The sequence below is a fragment of the Paenisporosarcina antarctica genome, from assembly GCF_004367585.1.
GTDB lineage: Bacteria > Bacillota > Bacilli > Bacillales_A > Planococcaceae > Paenisporosarcina > Paenisporosarcina antarctica.
The window spans coordinates 3040030-3061539 of sequence record NZ_CP038015.1 but is presented as its reverse complement, the minus strand read 5'-3'; the positions used below and the strand labels follow the sequence as shown (position 1 = coordinate 3061539).

Genomic DNA, 21510 nt, shown 5'->3' with positions numbered 1-21510 from the left:
GAAGGAGTGATGAAAATGGTCGGAAAAATGATGATCTTAGATAAACCAACTTTTCGTGCATTTTTAAATACCCCGAAGATACTACTAATGAGTCGTCTTTTACTACTTCTTATTGGGATTGGCTATGGTGTACTGTCTATCGTTTCAAACATTTCCTATATTAGTAGTTTTGAATCGGATGTATTAAAGAATTTCTTCGTACCGGCTATTTTCCTAGGATTTGGAATTATAATGGTGTTCATAACAAAACTCGGATTAACTTTCTTATTGTGGGCTGGGGCTCGAGGTTTTGGGGGTCCTGGTATATTAAAAGAATTAAATCGTGCGACGCCAGTAGCCCTACTTCCTGGATTGCTTGGTGTTCCATTTTTAGTCGGTATTGGAAATGGTCATATTGGAATATTTCTATTATTAATCATTAGTGTGCTATGGATGTACTTCATAAGTGTTAGAATTATTCAAACAACTCAGAATTTAAATGGAGTTAAGTCGTATTTATCGGTGTTAATTTCATTTATATTTTTAGCAAGTATTTATTATTTAGTAGTCCCAACTGGTTCACTTAGTTAATAACTTAATGAGGAGATGAAAAGATGAACAAGATGAATGTACAGCAATTAGTAGCACCGGAACAATATAACATTGCCTCAGAACTAGACCAATATAAGAACGATACGGAAACTCTTGCGATACGATGGTTTGATGACGCAGGTAATCGTCGTGATATTTCATATAAAGAACTGATTGAAAAGTCAAATCAATTCTCACAAACATTGTTGAATTTAGGTATTCAAAAAGGTGATCGACTATTAATTATTCTTCCACGTATCCCGGAAGCCTATTTTACTTATTTAGCTTGTTTAAAAGCAGGAATTGTTGCAATTCCTTGTTCAGAAATGTTGCGAAAAAAAGATTTACTTTATCGCATGCATCATTCGGGAGCAAAAGGAATTGTTGCTCATTATAAAACGACAGCTGAAACGAATTTAATCGATGAAGAGACAGATGCTTTAGTAAACAAATTGATTGTTGGCGGTCAAGAAGAAGGCTGGCAGTCATTTGAAGAATTGGCTTCACGAGAAAGTGTGAATTTTGAAGGAGTCCCTACACACCGTGAAGATATGGCATTCCTTTCTTATACTTCAGGTACAACTGGCAATCCAAAAGGCGCGGTTCATACTCACGGTTGGGGATATGCGCATGTTCAAACGGCAGCTAAAAAATGGCTAGGGGTTGAAAAAGGCGACACGGTTTGGGCTACAGCGGCTCCGGGTTGGCAAAAGTGGATTTGGAGTCCTTTTTTATCCACTATCACACTAGGTGCAACGGCTCTAGTTTATAACGGTTCGTTTGATCCGATTAAATATTTAGAAATTCTTGGAAATGAAAAAGTAAATGTGCTATGTTGTACGCCAACAGAATACCGTATTATGGCAAAAGTAGAAGCATTAAATGACTATCAATTACCAGAATTACGCAGTGCTGTTTCAGCTGGTGAACCTCTGAATCGACAAGTAATCGAAGCTTTCCAAGGAGCATTTCAGCTAAATGTACGTGATGGCTATGGACAAACAGAAAACACATTGCTTGTTGGTACATTGCAAGATATGGAAGTGAAACCTGGTTCGATGGGCCTTCCAACTCCAGGAAATCCAGTAGATATTATTAACGAAGATGGTGAACCAACTGAAGTAGGAGAAGTAGGAGACATTGCTGTTCACAAAAGTTGCCCAGCTTTATTTAAAGAATATTACTTAGATCCTGAGCGTACAAAAGCATCATTTAGGGGTGAATGGTATTTAACAGGCGATCAAGCATCTCGTGATGAGGATGGATACTTCTGGTTTGAGGGCCGCAGTGATGATATTATCATTAGCTCCGGGTATACGATTGGACCATTTGAAGTTGAAGATGCGTTAATGAAGCATGCTGCAGTTCAAGAATGTGCAGTTGTAGCAGCTCCTGACGAAATTCGTGGAAGCGTAGTTAAAGCATATGTCGTATTGCGTGACCCTGGAGCAGTAACTGATAAAGCAGCATTGATTAAAGAACTTCAAAATCATACAAAAGAAATAACAGCACCTTATAAATATCCACGTATCATTGAATTTATTGACGAATTACCAAAAACAACTTCTGGTAAAACACGTCGAATCGATCTACGTAAATTAAATTCTTAATTAAAGAATATCACGAAAATGCCAGGCATCAATACGTTGAGTGGGACAAAAAACGTCCAGCGAAACGGGAGGTGCCTGGCACTTTTTTGTGTAATCAGATAAGTAGGCAAACTACTTTGGAATGAGTATTTTAATGGAAGTAATTGGGCGAATGGGAATAAACACAAGTTGAACAGGAATAAACGGGTTTGAAGGGGAATAAAACGATCGCATACAGGAATAAATACCTCGCGAACGGGATTAAATCAATATGAACGGGAATAAAACCATCAGCACCATGCCATAACGCAGTTTGTACTTTATAACAGCAGCGCAGCGGAAACCAAACCAATTAGCCCCCTACACACTACGTGCTTCGGGGTATTTTTGTGGAGAAAATTGGGTGAATGGGAATAAACACAAGTTGAACAGGAAAAAACGGGTTTGAACGGGAATAAAGCGACCGCGAACAGGAATAAACACCTTGTGAACGGGATTAAATTAATATGAACAGGAATAAAACCATCAGCACAATGCCATAACGCAGTGTGTGCTTCAAAAACAGCAGCGTAGCGGAAACCAAACCAATTAGCCCCCTACACACTACGTGCTTCGGGGTATTTTTGTGGAGAAAATTGGGTGAATGGGAATAAACACAAGTTGAACAGGAAAAAACGGGTTTGAACGGGAATAAAGCGACCGCGAACAGGAATAAACACCTTGTGAACGGGATTAAATTAATATGAACAGGAATAAAACCATCAGCACAATGCCATAACGCAGTGTGTGCTTCAAAAACAGCAGCGTAGCGGAAACCAAACCAATTAGCCCCCCTACACACTACGTGCTTCGGGGTATTTTTGTGGAGAAAATTGGGTGAATGGGAATAAACACAAGTTGAACAGGAAAAAACGGGTTTGAACGGGAATAAAGCGACCGCGAACAGGAATAAACACCTTGTGAACGGGATTAAATTAATATGAACAGGAATAAAACCATCAGCACCATGCCATAACGCAGTGTGTGCTTCAAAAACAGCAGCGTAGCGGAAACCAAACCAATTAGCCCCCTACACACTGCGTGCTTCGGGGTATTTGTGGAAAAAGTTGGGCGAATGGGAATAAACACAAGTGAACAGGAATAAACGGGTTTGAAAGGGAATAAAGCGACCGCGAAAAGGAATAAACACCTCGCGAACGGGATTAAATTAATATGAATAGGAATAAAACCATCAGCACAATGCAATAACGCAGTGTACACTTCAAAAGAACAGCGTAGTGTGTCATATGATATACAATTTTCAGGTAAGTACATAAAATTCAACCCGGAAAATCGTGAAAGAGAGTGCAAATTGAAGCTCCTATCCACAGGTTAAGCTTTGATGAAATGTAGAGTATGTGTTCGTCAGGTGATATACTTTTTAGTACAGATTGGAATGAAGAAAGGCGGGGCTTTGGTGAAACCGGTGATAATTGCAGAAAAGCCAAGTCAGGCGAAAGCATATGCGGATGCTTTCAAGGTAAAAAAGAATGAAGGTTTTTTTGATGTACAACCATGTGACATATTTCCTCAAGGGGCCTATATTACCTGGGGAATCGGTCATTTAGTTGAGCTGCGTGACCCAAAGTCACACAACCCAAAGTGGGCGAAATGGTCACTTCAAACATTGCCAATTTTACCTGAGGAATTTCAATTTCAAATTGCAAAGGGAAAGGCGAAGCAGTTTGGTGTTATTAAAAAACTAATCTATGAAACTGATACGGTTATAAATGCATGTGACGTAGATAGAGAAGGTTCTAATATTTTCTATAGTATTTTTGATCACACACGTGCACAAAATAAAACAATCAAACGACTATGGATTAATTCACTTGAAGTCGATGAAGTGCGCAAAGGCTTTCTTCAGTTACATGATAATAAGAAAGATTTGTTGATGTATGAAGAGGCAAAAGCGCGTCAAATGAGTGATTGGCTTGTTGGAATGAATGGCTCAAGGCTGTATACACTACTCATTCAAAAAAAGGGGATTCGAGAAGTGTTTTCTATCGGACGCGTTCAATCGCCAACCGTTTATTTGATTTACCAACGCTCGCTAGAAATTGAGCGCTTTGTTCCGGAGCCATTTTTTGAATTAGAAGGAACGTTCAAAGCTGAACAAGGTTCATATAAAGGCAAAGTAAAAGGCAAGATGAAAGTTCATGAAGAAGCACAAGAACTTTTGAGAAAACATCAAATAGATGGAAAAATTCCTGGAACAGTTAGCCGTTTAAAAACAGAAGATAAAAAGACACTCCCTCCAAAGTTGCACGCGTTATCCACCATCCAAGCAACTGCGAACCGTAAATGGAAATATAGTCCAGCTAATGTACTGAAAACCATGCAGACTTTATATGAAAAGAAACTAGTCACGTATCCAAGAACAGATACTCAATTCATTACGCCGAATGAGTTTACATATCTTGAAAACCAAGTTGAAGCGTATCAAAAATTAATTAATCAACCTTTTAATGTTGCTTCAAGAACACCAAGTAAACGTTATGTAGACAGTTCAAAAGTGCAGGAACACTACGCCATCATCCCGACGAAAAAAATTCCGACCGTCGCGGTATTAGCACGCTTATCTAATGAAGAACGGAATTTGTATGAAGAAGTTTTACGTACAACCCTTGCTATGTTCCACTCGAATTATTTGTATCAAGAAACATCTGTTACAACAGATGTCAATGGGCTTGCATTTTTGTCAACTGGCAAAGTGGAAATTGATAAAGGGTGGAAAGTGTTATTTTCAAATGACACAGATTCTAAAGCATCAAAAGAACCAAACTTACCGAAGCTTTCACTGCATGAACAAGTCAAAGGTAAAGTGGTAATAAAGGAAGGCCAGACCAATCCACCAAAACCATACACAGAAGGACAACTCATCGCCATGATGAAAACATGTGGGAAGTTTGTAGAGGACGCAGTGGAAAATGAAATTCTAAAAGAAGTTGAAGGTCTTGGAACTGAAGCAACACGGAGCGGAATTATTGAAACGATTAAACGTCATGGTTATATTGAAGTGAAGAAAAACGTCGTTTCAATCACTGAAAAAGGAAACGTACTTTGCCAAGCGATTGAGGGGAATTTACTTGCTAGTCCAGCGATGACAGCTAAATGGGAAGCATATTTGAAGAAAATAGGGACTGGTACAGGATCTTCAGAGTTATTTTTAGGGAGCATTGCAAAATTTTTGAATCACCTAATCAAAGAAGTGCCATCTCAACTTCATGATAAGATGTTTGAAATGTCGACTGAAATAGATTTAAGTGGAGTTGAAGTGGCGACTTGTCCCACTTGTCAAAAAGGAACGATTATTTCAAGAAAGAATTTCTATGGTTGTTCTGCTTATAAAGAAGGCTGCAAGCAAACGTTTCCTGCAATTTTACTAAAGAAACAATTAACTGTCATACATGTTGAAGATTTATGTACAAAAGGGGAAACTGAAGTTTTAAACGGCTTTGTTTCAAAAACAGGGAAGAGTTTTAATGCAAAACTCATGTTTACCAATGGTCAACTCAAATTCAATTTTATTTAGGAGGAAATTAATATGAATGTAAAAAATTATCAAGCATTAATTGATGATCGCATATTTATTGGGGGAGTAGCCGATGTACAGAGCGCTATTTCTGAAGAAAAAATTGATGTAGTATACGATTTACGAGCGGAAGTTGCAGAATCCTCTAGCGAAATAAGTAAACATCAACCGATTGTAGACGATGGGGAATTTCAGGATGAATCCATTCGCACAGGTGTAAAACAAATCGTTCAAGATTATCAAGATGGTAAGAAAATTTTCTTCCATTGTAATACAGGACGTGGTCGCACAGGAACAATGGCGGTAGCTACACTATTAGAACTTCGTTTAGCGAATACAATTGATGAAGCTGAAGAAAAAGTGAAAATGATTCGTCCTGAAGTTAATGTGAAACCACAATTAAAAGAAGCTCTAAAACGAATATATAAGGGATAAATAGCATAGTATAAGTAAGTAGCCTTTTGATTGTGAAGGTTGCTTATTTTTTGAATTGAGCCTGTAAATGTTGATTTTTCTCAGTTGTTATGAAGAAGTTAATTTTGACTAAAAGATACCCTCCATACTATAGAACAAGCTAGTTCAACTTCCAAAAGATAATGATCATCAAAATGAGCTATTTGGTAATAATGTAATCAATAATATTTGTGGAAATCCATGAATTTTAGTATGCTGTTTAACTCGATTTTTCAACACTCCATGTAAAGGATAAGGACTCCTATTTGAGTGGTTATTGGCGGGATGTTGTTGATTTAAAGCCAAAAGCCTATGGTTTAAAATATATTATCAAATTTGAAGAACAACTACAATCCCTTGAACAGCAACGATTTTATGGTCCGACAAGATTTGTGATTCTATCAGTAGTGAGTTTTCCATTTATTTAATAAGTGAAATTCCATTCAAAAGGGTGTATACTTACAGTAAGAGAACTTTTAGAAGAGGTGGAGTAATGGAAAGTAATCAAATTCCAAGTGCCGTTAACAAGGACTTTTTGACAAATGAATTAGGGCTAATTCAACATTTAAATACAACAATATTCAAAAAACGTGATTTTTTTGTATTATCACCGTCTGTTCAAAACAAGTCTAATGGATTTGATTTAAGAGAAGTTAGTTTAAATAAATATAACCGAATTGCTCATAATGGATATTTACTTATTCGCTACAAAGAACGCTTCTTAATTGCTAAGCTTGCAAATTTCAGAAAGAAAATGATGCGTGAAGAGCTTAAAGCAACTAGTACTTCAAAAACCTCACATTGGAAATTTATTGTTAAGGAAACTCCTACGTTACACGTAGTGTGTCAGACTGACAGTGAAGAAACGTTTCCACTACAAGAACCTTCAAGCAACCAATTAATTAAGTTTTTTCAATAAATAAACGAAAGCATGCGTATGCACTATACGTATGCTTTTTTTTTTTTTGAAACAGAAGAAAGTATATAAATTTGATGCCAAGAACTCAATGTTATGGTGTTTTTAGTATATGGAGTCTAACATGCTAAAACGGAATCTCTTTGATGTGACTCTTGTTAATTAGATAAATGTGAAGACGTGATTTCATTTTTTTAAAACTAAATTTTCGTCTCAGTGAAAGTGAATTTTGTTCAGTGATCTATTTATGTTTAGTAATTTTTGGATTGCACATAAAAAATCGTCCTCCAAATATGGGTGTAAGTACTTTCATTTTACAAGATCACTGTTGATTTTTAACCAGGTGTTGTAGTGAAAGGCGGCGAGAAAGCATGTGCTCCTGCGGTTACTCGTTGGAAAGATATTGGACGAACTGTCATTCGTCCAATATCTTTCCAGCGGGAAAAGCGTCCGCCTTCTGCATCGCTGCCGCTAGCTTCGAAACATGAAAGTGCGTTGTAACAGAAATCAAGCGTACTTTGCCCAATTTTTCTTGAAATAATTCCAAGGTAATTATACTGTTATGGTATGTGAAGTTTAACTAATTATTCAGAAAAAATCAAATTTAAGATTACATCACTTGATATGGGGGTATGTGTATTACAAAACATTAAAAATAGGAGATGTTATGATGGGTCAGCAACAAATTCAATTATCTAACCTTACACTAGCATATCAAGATTGTGGAGAAGGAGAAGTAATCGTATTACTACATGGCTTTTGTGGGAGTCATGCTTACTGGGATAAAGTAATTCCGACTTTGTCTAAAGAGAATAGAGTAATTGTATTAGATTTACCCGGTCATGGAGATTCAACTTTTCCAAAAGGGAATTATGAAATAGAGTATATGGCGGATACGTTGAAAGAGTTAATGGACATATTAATGTTTGGGAAAATAACGTTATTTGGACATTCTTTGGGCGGATACATAACATTAGCATTTGCAGAAAAATATGAAGATCAACTAAATGGTTTTTCAATTATTCATTCGACCGCATTTCCGGACTCAAAGGAAGCGAAAGAAGGTCGAGATGCATCAATTGAAAAAGTGATATCTGAAGGAGTTTCTTCTCTGATCGATGGTTTAGTCCCAAAATTATTTGCTTCTGAAAACTTGGAAACGCATGCAAAAGACATTGAAAAAACTAAAGAAATTGGCTATGAAACAAGTGAAGAAGGGACAATCGGTATGTTAAAGGCTATGAAAAATCGGCCAGACCGAAATCACGTATTAAAAAATAGCATGCTACCGTCTTTACTAATTGCTGGAGAAAAAGATCGAGTTATTCCACCAGAAAAAACATTTTCAGTTCAAAAAGAAACTATTTCACAAGCATTAATAAAAGGTGCTGGTCATATGAGCATGATGGAGAAGCCGGAATTACTCATATCGGAAATTCAAGCGTTTTTAAGAAAATAACTTTCGAACTATGTAAAGACTAGTGGAAATAATATATGTACCAAAAAGCAAAGTGACAGACAAAGCTTTGCTTTTTTTCATGTTTACTGAATTGTAAATTAGAAAATAAATGGATCATTCATATAAAATATAATTTTTCAAAAAAATGAATTGACAATAAATTCTCTGTAGCTTAAATTATATTAATATATGTAAATTTAATACAAAAGGGGAAATCAAGAGTGAAAACAAATGTTACATCAGAGAGAGAAACGATATATTTTGTGTTGAGTCTAGTTTTTAGTATTGTGATTTACATTTTTGCGGCTGTTTCTATTATTGGAATTGCTATTGCTCTTGGAATTCTAGCTGTCATGCTATATGTAAATCTAATCATGCTTGGATCAATTCGGGGCAATGGTATTCGTATTCATCAAAGTCAATTTCCAGATGTATATGAGCGTGTAGTTGCATTATCTAATGCAATGGGTTTAAAACGAGTACCAGAAGTATTTATTGTACAGTCTGAAGGTGCACTAAACGCATTTGCAACGCGGTTTTTCGGACGTGATATGGTTGTTATTTATTCGGGAGTATTTGAACTTGCTAGACAGGGGGGAGAAGCTGAACTAGATTTCATTATTGCTCATGAACTTTCCCATATCAAACGACGCCATGTGTGGAAGAATATACTCTTAGTTCCGGCAACATTTATTCCCTTTTTATCACAAGCGTATAGTCGTTCATGCGAATACACGTGTGACCGAGAAGCTACTAACTATACTCAAAATGGAGTTGCGGCAAAGCGGGCATTAACGATCTTAGGAGCGGGCAAAGATTTATATCTTGAGGTAAATGAACAAGCATATTTAGAGCAAATCAAGAGTGAGTCAAATGTTGCTGTTTGGTTAAGCGAAGTATTATCGAGTCATCCTCGTTTACCGAAACGAATTCAAGCGGTGGGTCGTTTTATGGGTGTTGAAGGCACACCTTCATACATGCCGAATCATGGAAAAATAGCCCTTGGCGCTACTTTATTATTTGGAAGTATGTTCGGTATTTATATGCTCATCATCTTGTTATTCACGGCGGGGGGACTAGTCTATGCAAACTTCCTTCCTGCAACCTTTTCGGAGGAACTATTAGAAGGAGAAACTCCTCTTATGACCGCTGCTTACAACGGTGATATTGATGAATTGAATGCTTTGATTGAAGAGGGAGCAGATTTGGAAGAAAGAGATGCAGAGGGATATACCGCTCTAGCCTATGCTGGATTTTCAGAGGATAACAAAATTGCTGAAGTACTATTAGAAGCGGGTGCAAATCCAAATGCACAAGATGATTATTCACATGTCCTTTTGGATGCAGTATATAATGGGAACTATGAATTGGCATCTATACTTTATGAGTTTGGAGCAGATCCGTCCCTTGAAGATTCAACAGGTGAATCAGTCTTGTCTTATCTTGAAGTAAATAGTGAAAAAGATTTTTTAAGAGTAATCAAGTAGTAAGTATAGTAAAAAGAGGCCGTTTTAAAAGTCACTGATGACTTTTAAAACGGCCTTTTTCCTTATTCTAAAAAGTGATGACTTAAAAGCATTGAAAAGATGTAATTCTGTTTAAATCTGTTCCATAATAATTCCATCTACGGCCATTCCATCTAAAACCAGCGATAGATTGTCTACCAACGTAAGTGGGGTAAAACCAGAAAGACCGACCGTTTCTTAACCATACATACGTAAAGCGGAACAAACAACCTCTAATGGCGCCGGGATCTACAGCAAAAATCTGTGCTCCACCTCTAGCTTCAGCTGGTTGTTGTGGAACAAAAGATGGAGGTGGTCCAGTCGGTGGTCCAGAAGAAGACTGACCTCCAGGTGGTCTTCCTTGTCCAGGGAAACCAGGTGGTGGTCCCTGTCCAGGGAATCCGGATGGTGGTCCTTGCCCAGGGAAGCCAGGTGGTCTCATTTGTCCAGGGAAACTAGGAATTCCAAAGCCTGGCCCTCCTTGTCCAGGAAAGTTTGGGTTTCCAAAACCTGGTCCTCTTTGTCCGAAAAAGTTAGGACTATCAAAGTCCGGCGTGTCATCATCGGGTAGAAATGGAAAAAACTGATTAACCAAAAATGGGTACCTCCTTTAAACTGTATTCAATTTAGTATATGACTTTATCTGAAAATAGTTTGGGTACCAATTAAAACATCTAAAAAGAAGAAATTGTCTACTTCAGATCAATCATTTCGATTAAAGAACGTAGTAATACACACATAAGAAATGTGAAAGGGTTCCGAGCAGTATAAAGATGTGAAATATTTCATGGAAACCTAGATACTTAGATTGAAGAAATTTTGGTTTTATTCCGTAAATGATGCCTCCAATTGTATACATGATACCGCCTAAAATAAGTAACGATAATCCAGGTATACTTAATGTATCTGATAGTGGAGAAGCTAGGAAAACGATAATCCAACCCATTCCAATATAGAGTGCAGTAGAGAGCCATCTGGGAGAATTAAACCACACCATTTTAAATGTAATGCCTGCAATTGCAATGGCGGCAACAACTAAGAATAATACAATGCCAGTGGATCCTTTTAGTGCAATTAAGCAAAATGGAGCATATGACCCGGCAATTAATAAAAATATCATAGAATGATCAAGTCTTCTTAAAAAAGCAATGACATGATCTTTTGCTAGAACCATGTGATACATAGCAGAAGTTGAGTACAATAAAATCATACTGATACCAAAAATGATAACTGCAATCAAATGTAATACAGGTGAATCATTAGTTGAACCTTTAAGAACCATGGCAATTAAAGCGACAACAGAAAGAACAGCACCTGCTAAATGTGATAATGCATTAAAGGGTTCTCGTATATATGTATTCATTTAAAATACCTCCATGTTTATAAGTAGTTATTGATACTACTTGTAATGGTATATCTATATCGTCATCTAGTCAACGTTTACGATTGCTGTTTTTTACGTTAAACTAGTACTATTAAACGTAAATGAAAATAGAGGGATGTTACATGGATAATACACAGCAACTTCTCAATAAACTTTCTCTTGAAACAAATATTTTACTTCAGGAGATGCCTGATATTGACTTATATATGGATCAAGTAATTCAATTATTCGATCACACCTTCAAAAACACGAAGCGCAATGACGAGGAAAAAGTTTTAACAAAAACGATGATTAACAACTATGCTAAAGGAAAACTATTCATTCCTATAAAAAACAAAAAGTATTCGAAGAAGCATCTCATCTTAATCAGTTTGGTGTATCAACTAAAAGGCGCTTTGTCCATTAACGACATCAAAGCAACTCTAGCTAGTATAAATAACAAATTAATAAACGAAGACTTTGAACTAGAAAAATTTTATACTAGCTTTCTTGCAATTCAACAAAGTAATGCATTAGACTTTGAACAGGAATTTCAAAAGCGAGCAAATGACGTTCACGACGAAGTGAATAAATTGAAAGATCTCGATGCGGAGAAGGTAGAGAAAATTCTCCTGATCACTTCACTGGTCAATATCAGTAACTCTTATCGCAAAGCAGCTGAACTATTAATTGACGAATTAAATGAAGAAACGAACCCGATGCCTGACATCCAAACTAATAAGAAAAAGTAACACATAAAAAAGTGGCTGACACTTTCAATCTGCACTATAGAAGGAGTGACGCATTTGTTAGACCAAGCAAGAAAGTATTTACAAACATATTTTGGTTACGAGACATTTAGGACCGGACAAGAACAAGTAATCAATCAGGTGCTAAATGGAGATAATTCCATCTGTGTTATGCCAACGGGGGGCGGGAAATCCATTTGTTATCAAATTCCTGCACTTGTTTTAGAAGGCACCACGATTGTCGTTTCCCCATTAATCTCTTTAATGAAAGATCAGGTTGATACATTACTAGAAGCGGGCATTCATGCGGCCTATATAAATAGCTCACTGAGTCATAAAGAAGTGCGTGACGTCATGTACGATGTTGAGCGTGGTGCTGTCAAACTTCTATATATTGCTCCAGAGCGTTTGGATTCTCAAGTATTTTTAAATGAACTCCGTAAAATTCCAGTTCCACTTATTGCCATAGATGAAGCGCATTGTATCTCTCAATGGGGTCATGACTTCCGTCCAAGTTATCGCTTGATTAGTCGAATGACAGAGCTTTTTCCAAATACACCAACTGTATTAGCGTTAACTGCAACTGCAACTCCCCAAGTACGCGAAGATATTTGTCGAATCCTCAATATTGCTGAAGAAAATACAGTGATGACTGGATTTGAACGGCCGAACTTAACGTTCTCCGTCGCAAGTGGACAAGATCGTGAAAAGTTCGTTAAAGACTATGTGATGAAGAATGAAAATGAATCAGGTATTATTTATGCAGCAACACGGAAAACAGTGAATCATATATATGAAGTGCTTAATAAACGTGGCATAAGTGTTGCGAAATATCATGGTGGGATGATGGATGAAGACCGAAGTTACGAGCAAGATCGGTTCTTAAAAGACGAGGTTCAAGTGATGGTAGCGACGAATGCTTTTGGAATGGGGATTGATAAATCGAACATTCGATATGTCATTCATTATCAATTACCCAAAAACATGGAGAGCTATTATCAAGAAGCAGGTCGTGCCGGGCGAGATGGATTGCCGAGTGCCTGTATTGTGCTCTATGCATCTCAAGACGTTCAAACTCAGCGCTTCTTAATTGACCAAGCACAAGATCCGAGTCGAATTCCTGGAGAACTAATTAAATTGCAAGGAATGGTCGATTATTGTCATACAGAAAATTGCTTGCAACAATTTATCATTCATTATTTTGGAGACACCCATATCGACATTTGTGGGCATTGTAGCAATTGTACAGATCAACGTGAAAGTAAAGATGTCACTCAAGATGTGCAAATGGTCCTTTCATGTGTCATTCGAATGGGGCAAAAGTTCGGTAAGTTACTGATAGCCCAAGTGCTGACAGGCTCTCAAAATAAAAAAGTGGTTGAATTAGGATTCCATAAATTATCAACTTACAGCATTTTAAAACACTACAATGCCAAAGAAGTTGCAAATTTAATAGAATTTATGATTTCTCAAGACATGTTAGCTGTTAAACAGGGCTCATTTCCAACAATTTACGTAACAGAACTGAGTAAAGACGTGTTAAAAGGAAATCGAAAAGTACTGCGTAAAGGAGCTATTGTTACACAACAGATTGGAGATAACGACCCGTTATTTGAAGAACTTCGTGTGCTTCGTAAACAATTAGCAGACGAATCAAATGTTCCACCATTTGTTATATTCTCTGATAAAACATTGAAAGATATGTGTGCTAAACGACCGAAATCTAATGAAGACTTCTTAGAAGTGAGCGGCGTTGGTGCTAATAAACTACAGAAATATGGAGAAGCCTTTTTAGAAGCCATAAACCAATGAAATTTAAAAGGTTGTACAATATATGACGTTGGTGAAATAAAATCCCTTTTTCTATAAAACAGGAGAAAGGGATGGAATCACTAATGTCATTTTTTTTATAAATATCTATGAAACTAAAAAAGCCTGATACACGCTGATCTCCGTTCCGAGCGAACGCGTTCCGTGGGGCGTGCGGTGAGCCTCCTCGTCGCAAGAAACATTAAATGCTCTTCTGGACAGTCCCACGACAAATAAATAAATAAATCATTTATAGCCGACTAAAATTCTTCACCAACGTCATTTGACAAAGAACCATAAAAAACTGCCCTTCTCATGACGAGAGGGGCAGTTTTTACTCAAATTTATTTATCAGTTTTTACTGTAATATCATCGTTCTTCTTCTTTACTTCTAATCGTTCATTGCCCATATAGTATACTGCGATAAACGCTATGGAAATTGGAATAAGAGACCATAAGAAAGTAGTTGATATTGAGTTCGACATAGCATTAACGATTACATCTAAAACATCAGTTGGAATAGATGCCCGTTGTTCGGGTTGGAAAACTGTTTGCAAGTTTTCAATTGTATTAGTAGCATCTTGACCTGAACCATCTAGCTTGTCAGTAATTTCAGTGGTTAATAATTTGGTTTGAATTGCCCCGAAAATTGTAATTCCGAGTGCCAGTCCGAGTGTACGAAAGAAAGAATTAGTCGAATTGGCAGATCCACGATGACGGTAATCCATTTTGTGTACACTAGCAGAGGGAAGTAGAGAGAATGAAAATCCTACACCAAACCCAACAGTCATCATATACAAAGTTAACAAATATCTGCTAGTTTCAGGAGAAATGGTTGCCATAAGCCCCATACCAATTGCATATGCAATTACAGAAATCGTCATGATTCGTTGATACGTCATTTTTGATTGAGCAAATCCGGCAAATGCACTACCGACTACTGATCCGAGCAACATCGGTATTAAAATGACTCCAGCATTTGTAGCAGAACCACCGTAGACTGCTTGCACAAAAATAGGAATAAAAATGGTTAATCCGACAAAGGTAGCACCATATATTAAAGCCAACACTTGTGAGGAAGCAAATAGTCGATTTTTAAACATCCAAAACGATATGATTGGTTCGCTAGCTCTAGTTTCTGCCCATAAAAAGAGTGTACAGAACACAGCAAAAGTTGAAAATAACGCAATGCTTTGCCAAGAACTCCAAGCAAATTCTTTCCCACCAAATTGGAGACCAAACATTAAACTGACAACCGCTGTAATGAGTGAGAAGGCACCAAGCCAATCAATTTTTTGTTTTTTAGGCTGCGTAGTTTCTTTATAAAAACGTAAAATTAGTATAAGGGCAGCAAGTCCAATCGGAATATTAATATAAAATACCCAGTTCCAACTGATCGTGTCTGTGATAAAAGCCCCGAGTAGAGGTCCGAGCACACTAGATGCTCCAAAAACTGCACCTAAAAGCCCCGTCATTTTCCCGCGTTTTTCAGGTGGGAATACATCGAAAACAATCGTAAAGGCGATTGGCAATAAAGCTCCTCCACCAATCCCTTGAATCGCACGGAATACTGCTAATTGAGGAACAGACTGTGCAATTCCACATAAGGCTGAACCGAATAAGAAAATCGTCAGTCCAAAGACGAAAAATCGTTTACGTCCATACATATCTGATAACTTCCCGAAAATTGGCATACCTGCTAATACGGCTACAGCATAAGCTGACGTAATCCAAACATAACTCTCAACGCCACCCAAGTCAGCCAAAATTGATCCTAGTGCTGTCGCCACAATTGTACTATCCATGGCTGCCATCAGTATCGCTAACAGCAGTCCAGCTAAAACGAGACGTAAATTTGTTTTTTCTACCATTGTAAAAACTCCTCTAATATTGACACTATACTAAGTAAATCAGTTAAAAATAGTATAGCAATAGAGTTCAAAAAAGAGAAATTTCAATTTGTAGGTGTAAGTAGAGAATATGAATAGTTAGATTGTATTAAAATAATTAATCACTAATGGAATATATTATGAGAATGGATTCCTTGCTTCAACAGACAGTCATCTTTAATATATAAACAAACGTAAAATTAATATCACAGGGAAAAAAGAGAGGGGTTGTTGTAATGGTGAAGATCCGAGAGGCTTTAAGTTATGAAGTAGAAATGATTCGAGAGCAACGAGTTAAAGCATATGAAGAACATGCACGAAGGATCCCTCAAGGGCATTGGGATACATTGAAAGAAGCCATATTATCAGATACTGATGAAGATATGGATGTTGAACTTCTAGTTGCTGAATTAAATGGAAATATAATAGGAAGTGTTGCACTGTTTCCTGCGAAATCGGATGCTTACAAAGGTCTAGTCGATATGTTAGAGTATCCTGAAATAAGAATGCTCGCAGTCAATCAAGGGAGTAGGGGCAAAGGAGTTGCTGAAGCCTTAATAAAAGAATGTATTCATCGAACAAAAGTAAAAGGTTTACACGGTATAGGCTTACATACGGCAGATTTCATGAAATCTGCTATGCATCTTTATGAACGTATGGGCTTTGTGCGGATGCCCCAGTTTGATTTTGAACCTGCCAATGACGGAATTATTGTAAAATCATACCAATTATCTATTAAATGAATTGACAAGATTAAGAGATCCGGAATGCTAGAAGTTAAATGAGCAATACAAGTTAAAAGTTATTGAATTGTTAACTCTATATGTATAAAAAGCCAAGCAACGTTTTAAAACATTGCTTGGCTTTTCTGTTGTTGAAAAATTCATTAAGTAAGTTTTATTCAATCAACAATTGAACATCAATTCCTGATGGGTCTATCGCGCTAACATATCCATTTAATTTAGATACAGATACATCCATTTCTTTTAATCTCAAAACGACAATTTCTCTAGCTTCTTCACTAGGATAAACAATTGAATAATTTTTCAAGCCAAGTGTATGTTCATCACGTTCAATTGAGGAAGGATGTCCCCAAATATTAAGTGCAATATGATGATGGTAACCATTTGAAGAGATAAATAATGCTTGAGTACCATAACGATTGACTATATCAAAGCCTAGTCCTTGTACATAAAAAGATTCTGCTTCAGCTAAATTGGCAACACTAAGATGTACATGACCCATCACTGTTCCTGGGGGCATGCCACTCCATACTGTTTGTTCTGCACTTTCCACTAAACTCTTAATATCAAGAGGATCTATGGTCATTTCTACTTGGCTATTTTGCCAATTCCACACTTCAGGACTGCGGTCATAATAAAGTTCAATGCCATTTCCATCCACGTCATGTAAATACAATGCTTCACTCACCATATGATCAGAAGCACCGCTAAAGGGATATCCAGAGCTACGAATATGATTGAAAACTGATCCTAGTTCTTCCTTAGAAGGAACTAAAAAAGCCATATGATAGAGGCCTGCTGCATTTGGTACGTGATTTTTGGGAGCGATTGTTTCTTCAATTGTCAAAATAGCGTCCTGTCTATTAGCGGTAAACTTCACAATAGAAGAAGTTTGCTCCAGAATATGAAGACCTAAAATTTGTTCGTAAAAATTGGTTGCACTTGATAAGTTCTTAACCATTAAATGCACATGCTTTGGGTAAGTAGTAGGCTGTTGATGAAATAACATATGACAGAACTCCTTTTAAGTTACTTTTTAAAACTAAGTTACTTTATGTAAGTTATTTTAAATTAGTATAGTACACATGTCAAGGGAAGAGTTTAAACGTATATATTTTATGTGTTAGGGAGAGACTCAGGTAATACAATAGCCTTCAACTCCAAGGGAAGTGAGCGAGTGAAAATATGGAAACGTTCAAAAAAATTGGTTGAAAATAGTAAGGAAAAATCACCTAATCATGCTACGTCAAATACCGGTAAAGTCACTATTAGTAATATTAAAAATGCCCTAGAAAATATAGATGATGCAGTTTATAAAGAGTACCAAACAGCAAGAGGACCTGTGACCCTTATATATTTAAATTCTCTAATTGATTCCTTGGTTTTACATAAAACCGTTGTTTCACCAATTGTAAGTAATGATGATCAAATCATTGAAGCATATGAAAAACTCGATAACACTAATCTTCATGATACGCTGATGGTGATTACTGAAGGAAATACTCTCATTTATTTCCATAATGAGCAACACTTTTTAAAAGCTAACACATATAGTCCACCACATCGCTCCATCATGTCTTCAGAAATTGAATCGACAGTCGTTGGTCCTCAAGATTCATTTACAGAGTCTTTGAAAATCAATTTATCATTAATAAAAAGAAGAATTCATCAACCAGGTTTGAAAAGTAAGGATCGTATTATAGGAAAAGAAACGAATACGAAAATATCAATCATGTATATCGAACATCTTGTTAACAATGAAAATCTTCAACGTCTTGAGCAACGAATAAATGAAATTGACTATGATAATTTTATAGACATCACGATACTAACTCAGTTAATTGAAGATAAGCCCTTTTCAATATTTCCTCATATAGGTATGACATCAAGACCTGATTCTGCGTCTAATTATTTATTAGACGGTCGTATTATCGTTGTCATGGAAAATAGTCAGAGCGTAATGATTTGTCCATACTCATTTTTTGAAATGTTTAAGTCTCCTGAAGACTATTACAATAGATGGGGAACATCTTCGCTCTTAAGGATGATACGATTTGCGGGTTTTTTCATTACCATTATGCTAACACCTCTTTATATTTCAGCACTTTCTTATCATCAAGGAATTCTTCCTTTTGAAATATTAATGGTATTGGAAGAATCAAGAAGTGGTGTGCCATTTCCACCTGTAATCGAAGTGCTTTTTATCGAACTCGTCATTGAAGTCTTAAGAGAAGCTGGGTCCCGAATGCCTACGAAAATTGGTCAAACGATTGGTATTGTTGGGGGTATTGTTATCGGCACTGCAGCAGTTGAAGCTGGACTTGTCAGTAATACATTGATTGTTCTTGTCGCAACTTCTGCGTTGCTGTCATTTTTATTACCCACCTTTCTTATGAGTAATGCGAGCCGAGTTGTTCGCTATCTTTTTATATTAGCGGCAGGGTTATTTGGATTACTTGGTCAAATGATTGCTTTTGTTTGGTTATTTAATCATTTATTGAATTTAACATCATTAGGGACTCCATATATGTCACCAGTCATTCCAAGAGCATGGTCAGATTTGTATGACCAACTCATTCGTTTTCCCATGGTGTATATTAAAAAAAGAAAAGGGATATCTAGAGCTAAACAGGTGAAATTAGATTCTAAATAGGCAGGTGAAAGAAGTGGATGTAACTAAAAAGAAAGTATTAAATGGCTATCATGTAGTTTTTTTGGTTCAGAATGTCATGATTGGCATGGGTTTATTGTCCTTTAATCAAGTAGTAAGCCCATTAGGCTATAGTCAATGGTGGATTCCACTTTTTTTTGGTGTTCTTGCTAATATTACGCTCATTCCAATGGTTTGGCTCGCCTTACAATATAAAGAAGATGACTTGTTTGATATACACGAAAAATTACTTGGAAAAAAAATCGGGAAACTGTTAAATATTTTATTAATTGTCTATGTGGTTCTAGTAATTGCTTCAGTCCTTCAAAACTATTTAGACCTTATTCAAATTGCCATACTACCTGACCGGTCAAATCTTTTCCATTCATTTTTTATCTTGCTATTAGCAGTACTTATTGTAAATGGGGGTATTAAGTCAGTTGCGAGGTTTTGCATCTTCACCTTTTTTTTTACGATTGGACTCGTTTACTTCTTAAGGTGGGGTTACGTAGAAGGAGAAATCAGTCATTTATTGCCACTGTTTAACTTCTCAATTTCTGAATTTTTGGAAGCTACTAAACTCGGCTATAGTTCAATGGTTGGCTATGAACTTATTTTGGTGTACTTTCCTTATATTATTAATCAAAAAAAAGTATTTAAGCAAGCCTCTTTGGGTATTTGGATAACAGTCTTAATATATTTCATGACTTCAGTTGTGGCGGTGATGTATTTTTCTGAGTGGCAACTTAAACATATGTTCTACCCGGTGCTTGAATTATTTCAAGCAGTCAGACTCTCCTTTGTAGAAAGAATCGATACAATTGGTATCACTATTTGGGTGTTTTTAATTTTATCGACAATTAGTGCTTATATATGGGTGGTAAAGAAAGGCATAGAATCTGTTCGTGCTAAAAATAGTCAGTATCACATTTACTTTACGGCTGTATGTGTTTATGTATTAATCAGTCTGCCTTTTTCTCAAACAATTAAAAAGACATTGCATGAAAATATCTTCTATGTCAGCTATGGAATAATTTTATGGCCAGTATTTTTATGCATGATTCATTTTTTGAGAAAAGAGAAAAAAGGGGTAGTCAAATGAAAAAGAGTATAATTTGTATGTTTGTTTCTTCTCTTTTCCTAAGCGGTTGTACAAATATTACGCAACCTGCATTAGAAGAAATAGGGTTGATTACTGTCCTTGCCTTTGATTTTGTTGATAACAACAAGATGAAAATGACGGCTAGTATTCCTCAGTCTGATCCTGAAGCCGAGAAGAATACACAGATTTATTCAGTCGAAACAGATTTGATAGATACTGGGCTACTTGAGATTTCGTCAAAGTCAGATTTAACCGTTACGTTAAAGCAAGTACGGGTAGTCTTTTTTAGTGAAGAATTTGCTGAGTCAGGAAAAATGAGAGAAGTAGTGAAACATTTATATAATGATGCAACTGTGAGAACACTTACACATCTGGTTGTTGTTAAAGACTCGGCAGAAGCAGTACTGACAACTGAATATCCAGATAAACAAAATACCAGTGTATACATTAATAATTTTTTCCAGCACAGACAATCTACTTTATATAGTCCATTGGTAACAATACATGGCTTTATCCATGATACATACAATCCTTTAATAGATGGACTAGTACCCTATGTTGAATTAAAAGAAGAATTAATTAATATAGTGGGAGTATCTGCGTTTAAAGAAAAAGAAATGATCCATATGTTTAGTGAGGATGAAGGGATTAACTTACAAATAATGCAAAAACAAGATGCACTTTCCGTTTTAGTCTTACAACAAGAGATAGGAGATTCCAAAAAAGAAAAAATATTTTTGAAATTCATTAAACATAAAGCTAAAATCACGTCTAATCAAGACTTTAAATCTCCGAAGGTAAAGATTGCTATAACAGTTAATGGCACACTAAGTGAATATGAAGGTGAAAAAGATTTGAGCGATAAAAAAGAATTGGCTGAAATTGAAAAAGGGCTCAATAAAAAAATTGAAGATGACGTACGGAAATTGCTTGAAAAATTTCAAGAATTATCGATAGATCCTGTAGGTCTTTTTGAATCTTTTCGGATGCGGTATAAAAAAGATTTCACAAGGGATTTGAGGGATGAGTTGTTGTCTAAAGTAGAATTTGAAATTGAAGTTAAATCGGACTTAGAGACAACAGGAACGATAAAAAAATAATTTAAGAAATCTAAACTAACGTCAAGATTTATATCTTCT

17 protein-coding genes are annotated in these 21510 nt (G+C 36.3%); 13 read left to right on the top strand and 4 right to left on the bottom strand.

From position 1 onward, the window contains the following. Positions 1-9: 9 nt before the first annotated feature. The 7 genes from E2636_RS14725 to E2636_RS14695 all read left to right on the top strand — a co-directional run bounded on the left by E2636_RS14725 (position 10) and on the right by E2636_RS14695 (position 10048). Positions 10-570 (top strand): hypothetical protein, encoded by a 561-nt coding sequence (locus tag E2636_RS14725; protein WP_243840662.1) that lies wholly within the window; start codon positions 10-12, stop codon positions 568-570. Between the two features lie 32 nt (positions 571-602). Beyond that, positions 603-2180: an acyl-CoA synthetase MbcS gene (gene mbcS, locus E2636_RS14720; RefSeq protein ID WP_134211819.1), complete on the top strand. Its 1578-nt coding sequence runs from the start codon at positions 603-605 to the stop codon at positions 2178-2180. A 1435-nt stretch (positions 2181-3615) separates the two neighbouring features. After that, a complete protein-coding gene (locus tag E2636_RS14715) occupies positions 3616-5733 on the top strand; it encodes a type IA DNA topoisomerase (protein ID WP_134210880.1) in 2118 nt (705 codons plus the stop codon). A 12-nt stretch (positions 5734-5745) separates the two neighbouring features. Then, the gene (locus tag E2636_RS14710) at positions 5746-6168 is read left to right on the top strand and encodes a protein-tyrosine phosphatase family protein (RefSeq protein WP_134210879.1); all 423 of its coding nucleotides are present in this window, start codon (positions 5746-5748) and stop codon (positions 6166-6168) included. A 511-nt stretch (positions 6169-6679) separates the two neighbouring features. Then, positions 6680-7105: a hypothetical protein gene (locus tag E2636_RS14705; protein ID WP_017382021.1), complete on the top strand. Its 426-nt coding sequence runs from the start codon at positions 6680-6682 to the stop codon at positions 7103-7105. Positions 7106-7772: 667 nt separating this feature from the next. Beyond that, on the top strand, positions 7773-8561 hold the full coding sequence (locus E2636_RS14700) for an alpha/beta fold hydrolase (protein WP_134210878.1): 789 nt from the start codon (positions 7773-7775) through the stop codon (positions 8559-8561). Between the two features lie 221 nt (positions 8562-8782). Further along, entirely contained in the window at positions 8783-10048 is a 1266-nt protein-coding gene (locus tag E2636_RS14695; RefSeq protein WP_134210877.1) for a M48 family metallopeptidase, read from the top strand. A gap of 82 nt (positions 10049-10130) precedes the next feature. Here E2636_RS14695 and E2636_RS14690 read toward each other — a convergent pair whose 3' ends face one another. Together E2636_RS14690 and trhA are read right to left on the bottom strand one after the other, a co-directional pair. Beyond that, complete coding sequence (locus E2636_RS14690; RefSeq protein ID WP_134210876.1) at positions 10131-10661, bottom strand: transporter; 531 nt, start codon at positions 10659-10661, stop codon at positions 10131-10133. 120 nt (positions 10662-10781) lie between these two features. Next, positions 10782-11429, bottom strand: a complete 648-nt coding sequence (gene trhA / locus E2636_RS14685) for a PAQR family membrane homeostasis protein TrhA (RefSeq protein ID WP_134210875.1) — start codon at positions 11427-11429, stop codon at positions 10782-10784. Positions 11430-11572: 143 nt separating this feature from the next. On the opposite strand from trhA, the gene E2636_RS14680 reads away from it, so the two are divergent. Together E2636_RS14680 and recQ are read left to right on the top strand one after the other, a co-directional pair. Next, entirely contained in the window at positions 11573-12181 is a 609-nt protein-coding gene (locus tag E2636_RS14680) for a DUF1836 domain-containing protein (protein WP_134210874.1), read from the top strand. A gap of 54 nt (positions 12182-12235) precedes the next feature. Further along, the gene (gene recQ / locus E2636_RS14675; RefSeq protein ID WP_134210873.1) at positions 12236-13990 is read left to right on the top strand and encodes a DNA helicase RecQ; all 1755 of its coding nucleotides are present in this window, start codon (positions 12236-12238) and stop codon (positions 13988-13990) included. Between the two features lie 341 nt (positions 13991-14331). On the opposite strand, the gene E2636_RS14670 is transcribed toward recQ, so the two are convergent. Next, positions 14332-15858: an MDR family MFS transporter gene (locus E2636_RS14670; RefSeq protein WP_134210872.1), complete on the bottom strand. Its 1527-nt coding sequence runs from the start codon at positions 15856-15858 to the stop codon at positions 14332-14334. 254 nt (positions 15859-16112) lie between these two features. Here E2636_RS14670 and E2636_RS14665 point away from each other — a divergent pair, with 254 nt between their 5' ends. After that, positions 16113-16619 (top strand): GNAT family N-acetyltransferase, encoded by a 507-nt coding sequence (locus E2636_RS14665; protein ID WP_134210871.1) that lies wholly within the window; start codon positions 16113-16115, stop codon positions 16617-16619. Between the two features lie 154 nt (positions 16620-16773). Here E2636_RS14665 and E2636_RS14660 read toward each other — a convergent pair whose 3' ends face one another. Then, positions 16774-17628, bottom strand: a complete 855-nt coding sequence (locus tag E2636_RS14660) for a VOC family protein (protein ID WP_134210870.1) — start codon at positions 17626-17628, stop codon at positions 16774-16776. Between the two features lie 168 nt (positions 17629-17796). Between E2636_RS14660 and E2636_RS14655 the strand changes: the two genes are divergently transcribed. The 3 genes from E2636_RS14655 to E2636_RS14645 are packed head-to-tail and all read left to right on the top strand — an operon-like array spanning position 17797 to position 21471. Continuing rightward, positions 17797-19272, top strand: coding sequence for a spore germination protein (locus E2636_RS14655; RefSeq protein WP_134210869.1), 1476 nt, complete (start codon positions 17797-17799; stop codon positions 19270-19272). A gap of 13 nt (positions 19273-19285) precedes the next feature. Further along, on the top strand, positions 19286-20371 hold the full coding sequence (locus E2636_RS14650; RefSeq protein WP_134210868.1) for a GerAB/ArcD/ProY family transporter: 1086 nt from the start codon (positions 19286-19288) through the stop codon (positions 20369-20371). After that, a complete protein-coding gene (locus tag E2636_RS14645) occupies positions 20368-21471 on the top strand; it encodes a Ger(x)C family spore germination protein (RefSeq protein WP_134210867.1) in 1104 nt (367 codons plus the stop codon). The genes E2636_RS14650 and E2636_RS14645 overlap by 4 nt, the downstream gene beginning before the upstream one ends. The last annotated feature ends 39 nt before the right edge of the window (positions 21472-21510 follow it).

Excerpts from the sequence above, each read along its gene's own strand:
- E2636_RS14725 (WP_243840662.1), top strand. The coding sequence starts at position 10 with ATGAAAATGGTCGGAAAAATGATGATCTTAGATAAACCAACTTTTCGT.
- mbcS (WP_134211819.1), top strand. The coding sequence starts at position 603 with ATGAATGTACAGCAATTAGTAGCACCGGAACAATATAACATTGCCTCA.
- E2636_RS14710 (WP_134210879.1), top strand. The coding sequence starts at position 5,746 with ATGAATGTAAAAAATTATCAAGCATTAATTGATGATCGCATATTTATT.
- E2636_RS14705 (WP_017382021.1), top strand. The coding sequence starts at position 6,680 with ATGGAAAGTAATCAAATTCCAAGTGCCGTTAACAAGGACTTTTTGACA.
- E2636_RS14700 (WP_134210878.1), top strand. The coding sequence starts at position 7,773 with ATGGGTCAGCAACAAATTCAATTATCTAACCTTACACTAGCATATCAA.
- trhA (WP_134210875.1), bottom strand. The coding sequence starts at position 11,429 with ATGAATACATATATACGAGAACCCTTTAATGCATTATCACATTTAGCA.
- E2636_RS14680 (WP_134210874.1), top strand. The coding sequence starts at position 11,573 with ATGGATAATACACAGCAACTTCTCAATAAACTTTCTCTTGAAACAAAT.
- E2636_RS14670 (WP_134210872.1), bottom strand. The coding sequence starts at position 15,858 with ATGGTAGAAAAAACAAATTTACGTCTCGTTTTAGCTGGACTGCTGTTA.
- E2636_RS14665 (WP_134210871.1), top strand. The coding sequence starts at position 16,113 with ATGGTGAAGATCCGAGAGGCTTTAAGTTATGAAGTAGAAATGATTCGA.
- E2636_RS14660 (WP_134210870.1), bottom strand. The coding sequence starts at position 17,628 with ATGTTATTTCATCAACAGCCTACTACTTACCCAAAGCATGTGCATTTA.
- E2636_RS14645 (WP_134210867.1), top strand. The coding sequence starts at position 20,368 with ATGAAAAAGAGTATAATTTGTATGTTTGTTTCTTCTCTTTTCCTAAGC.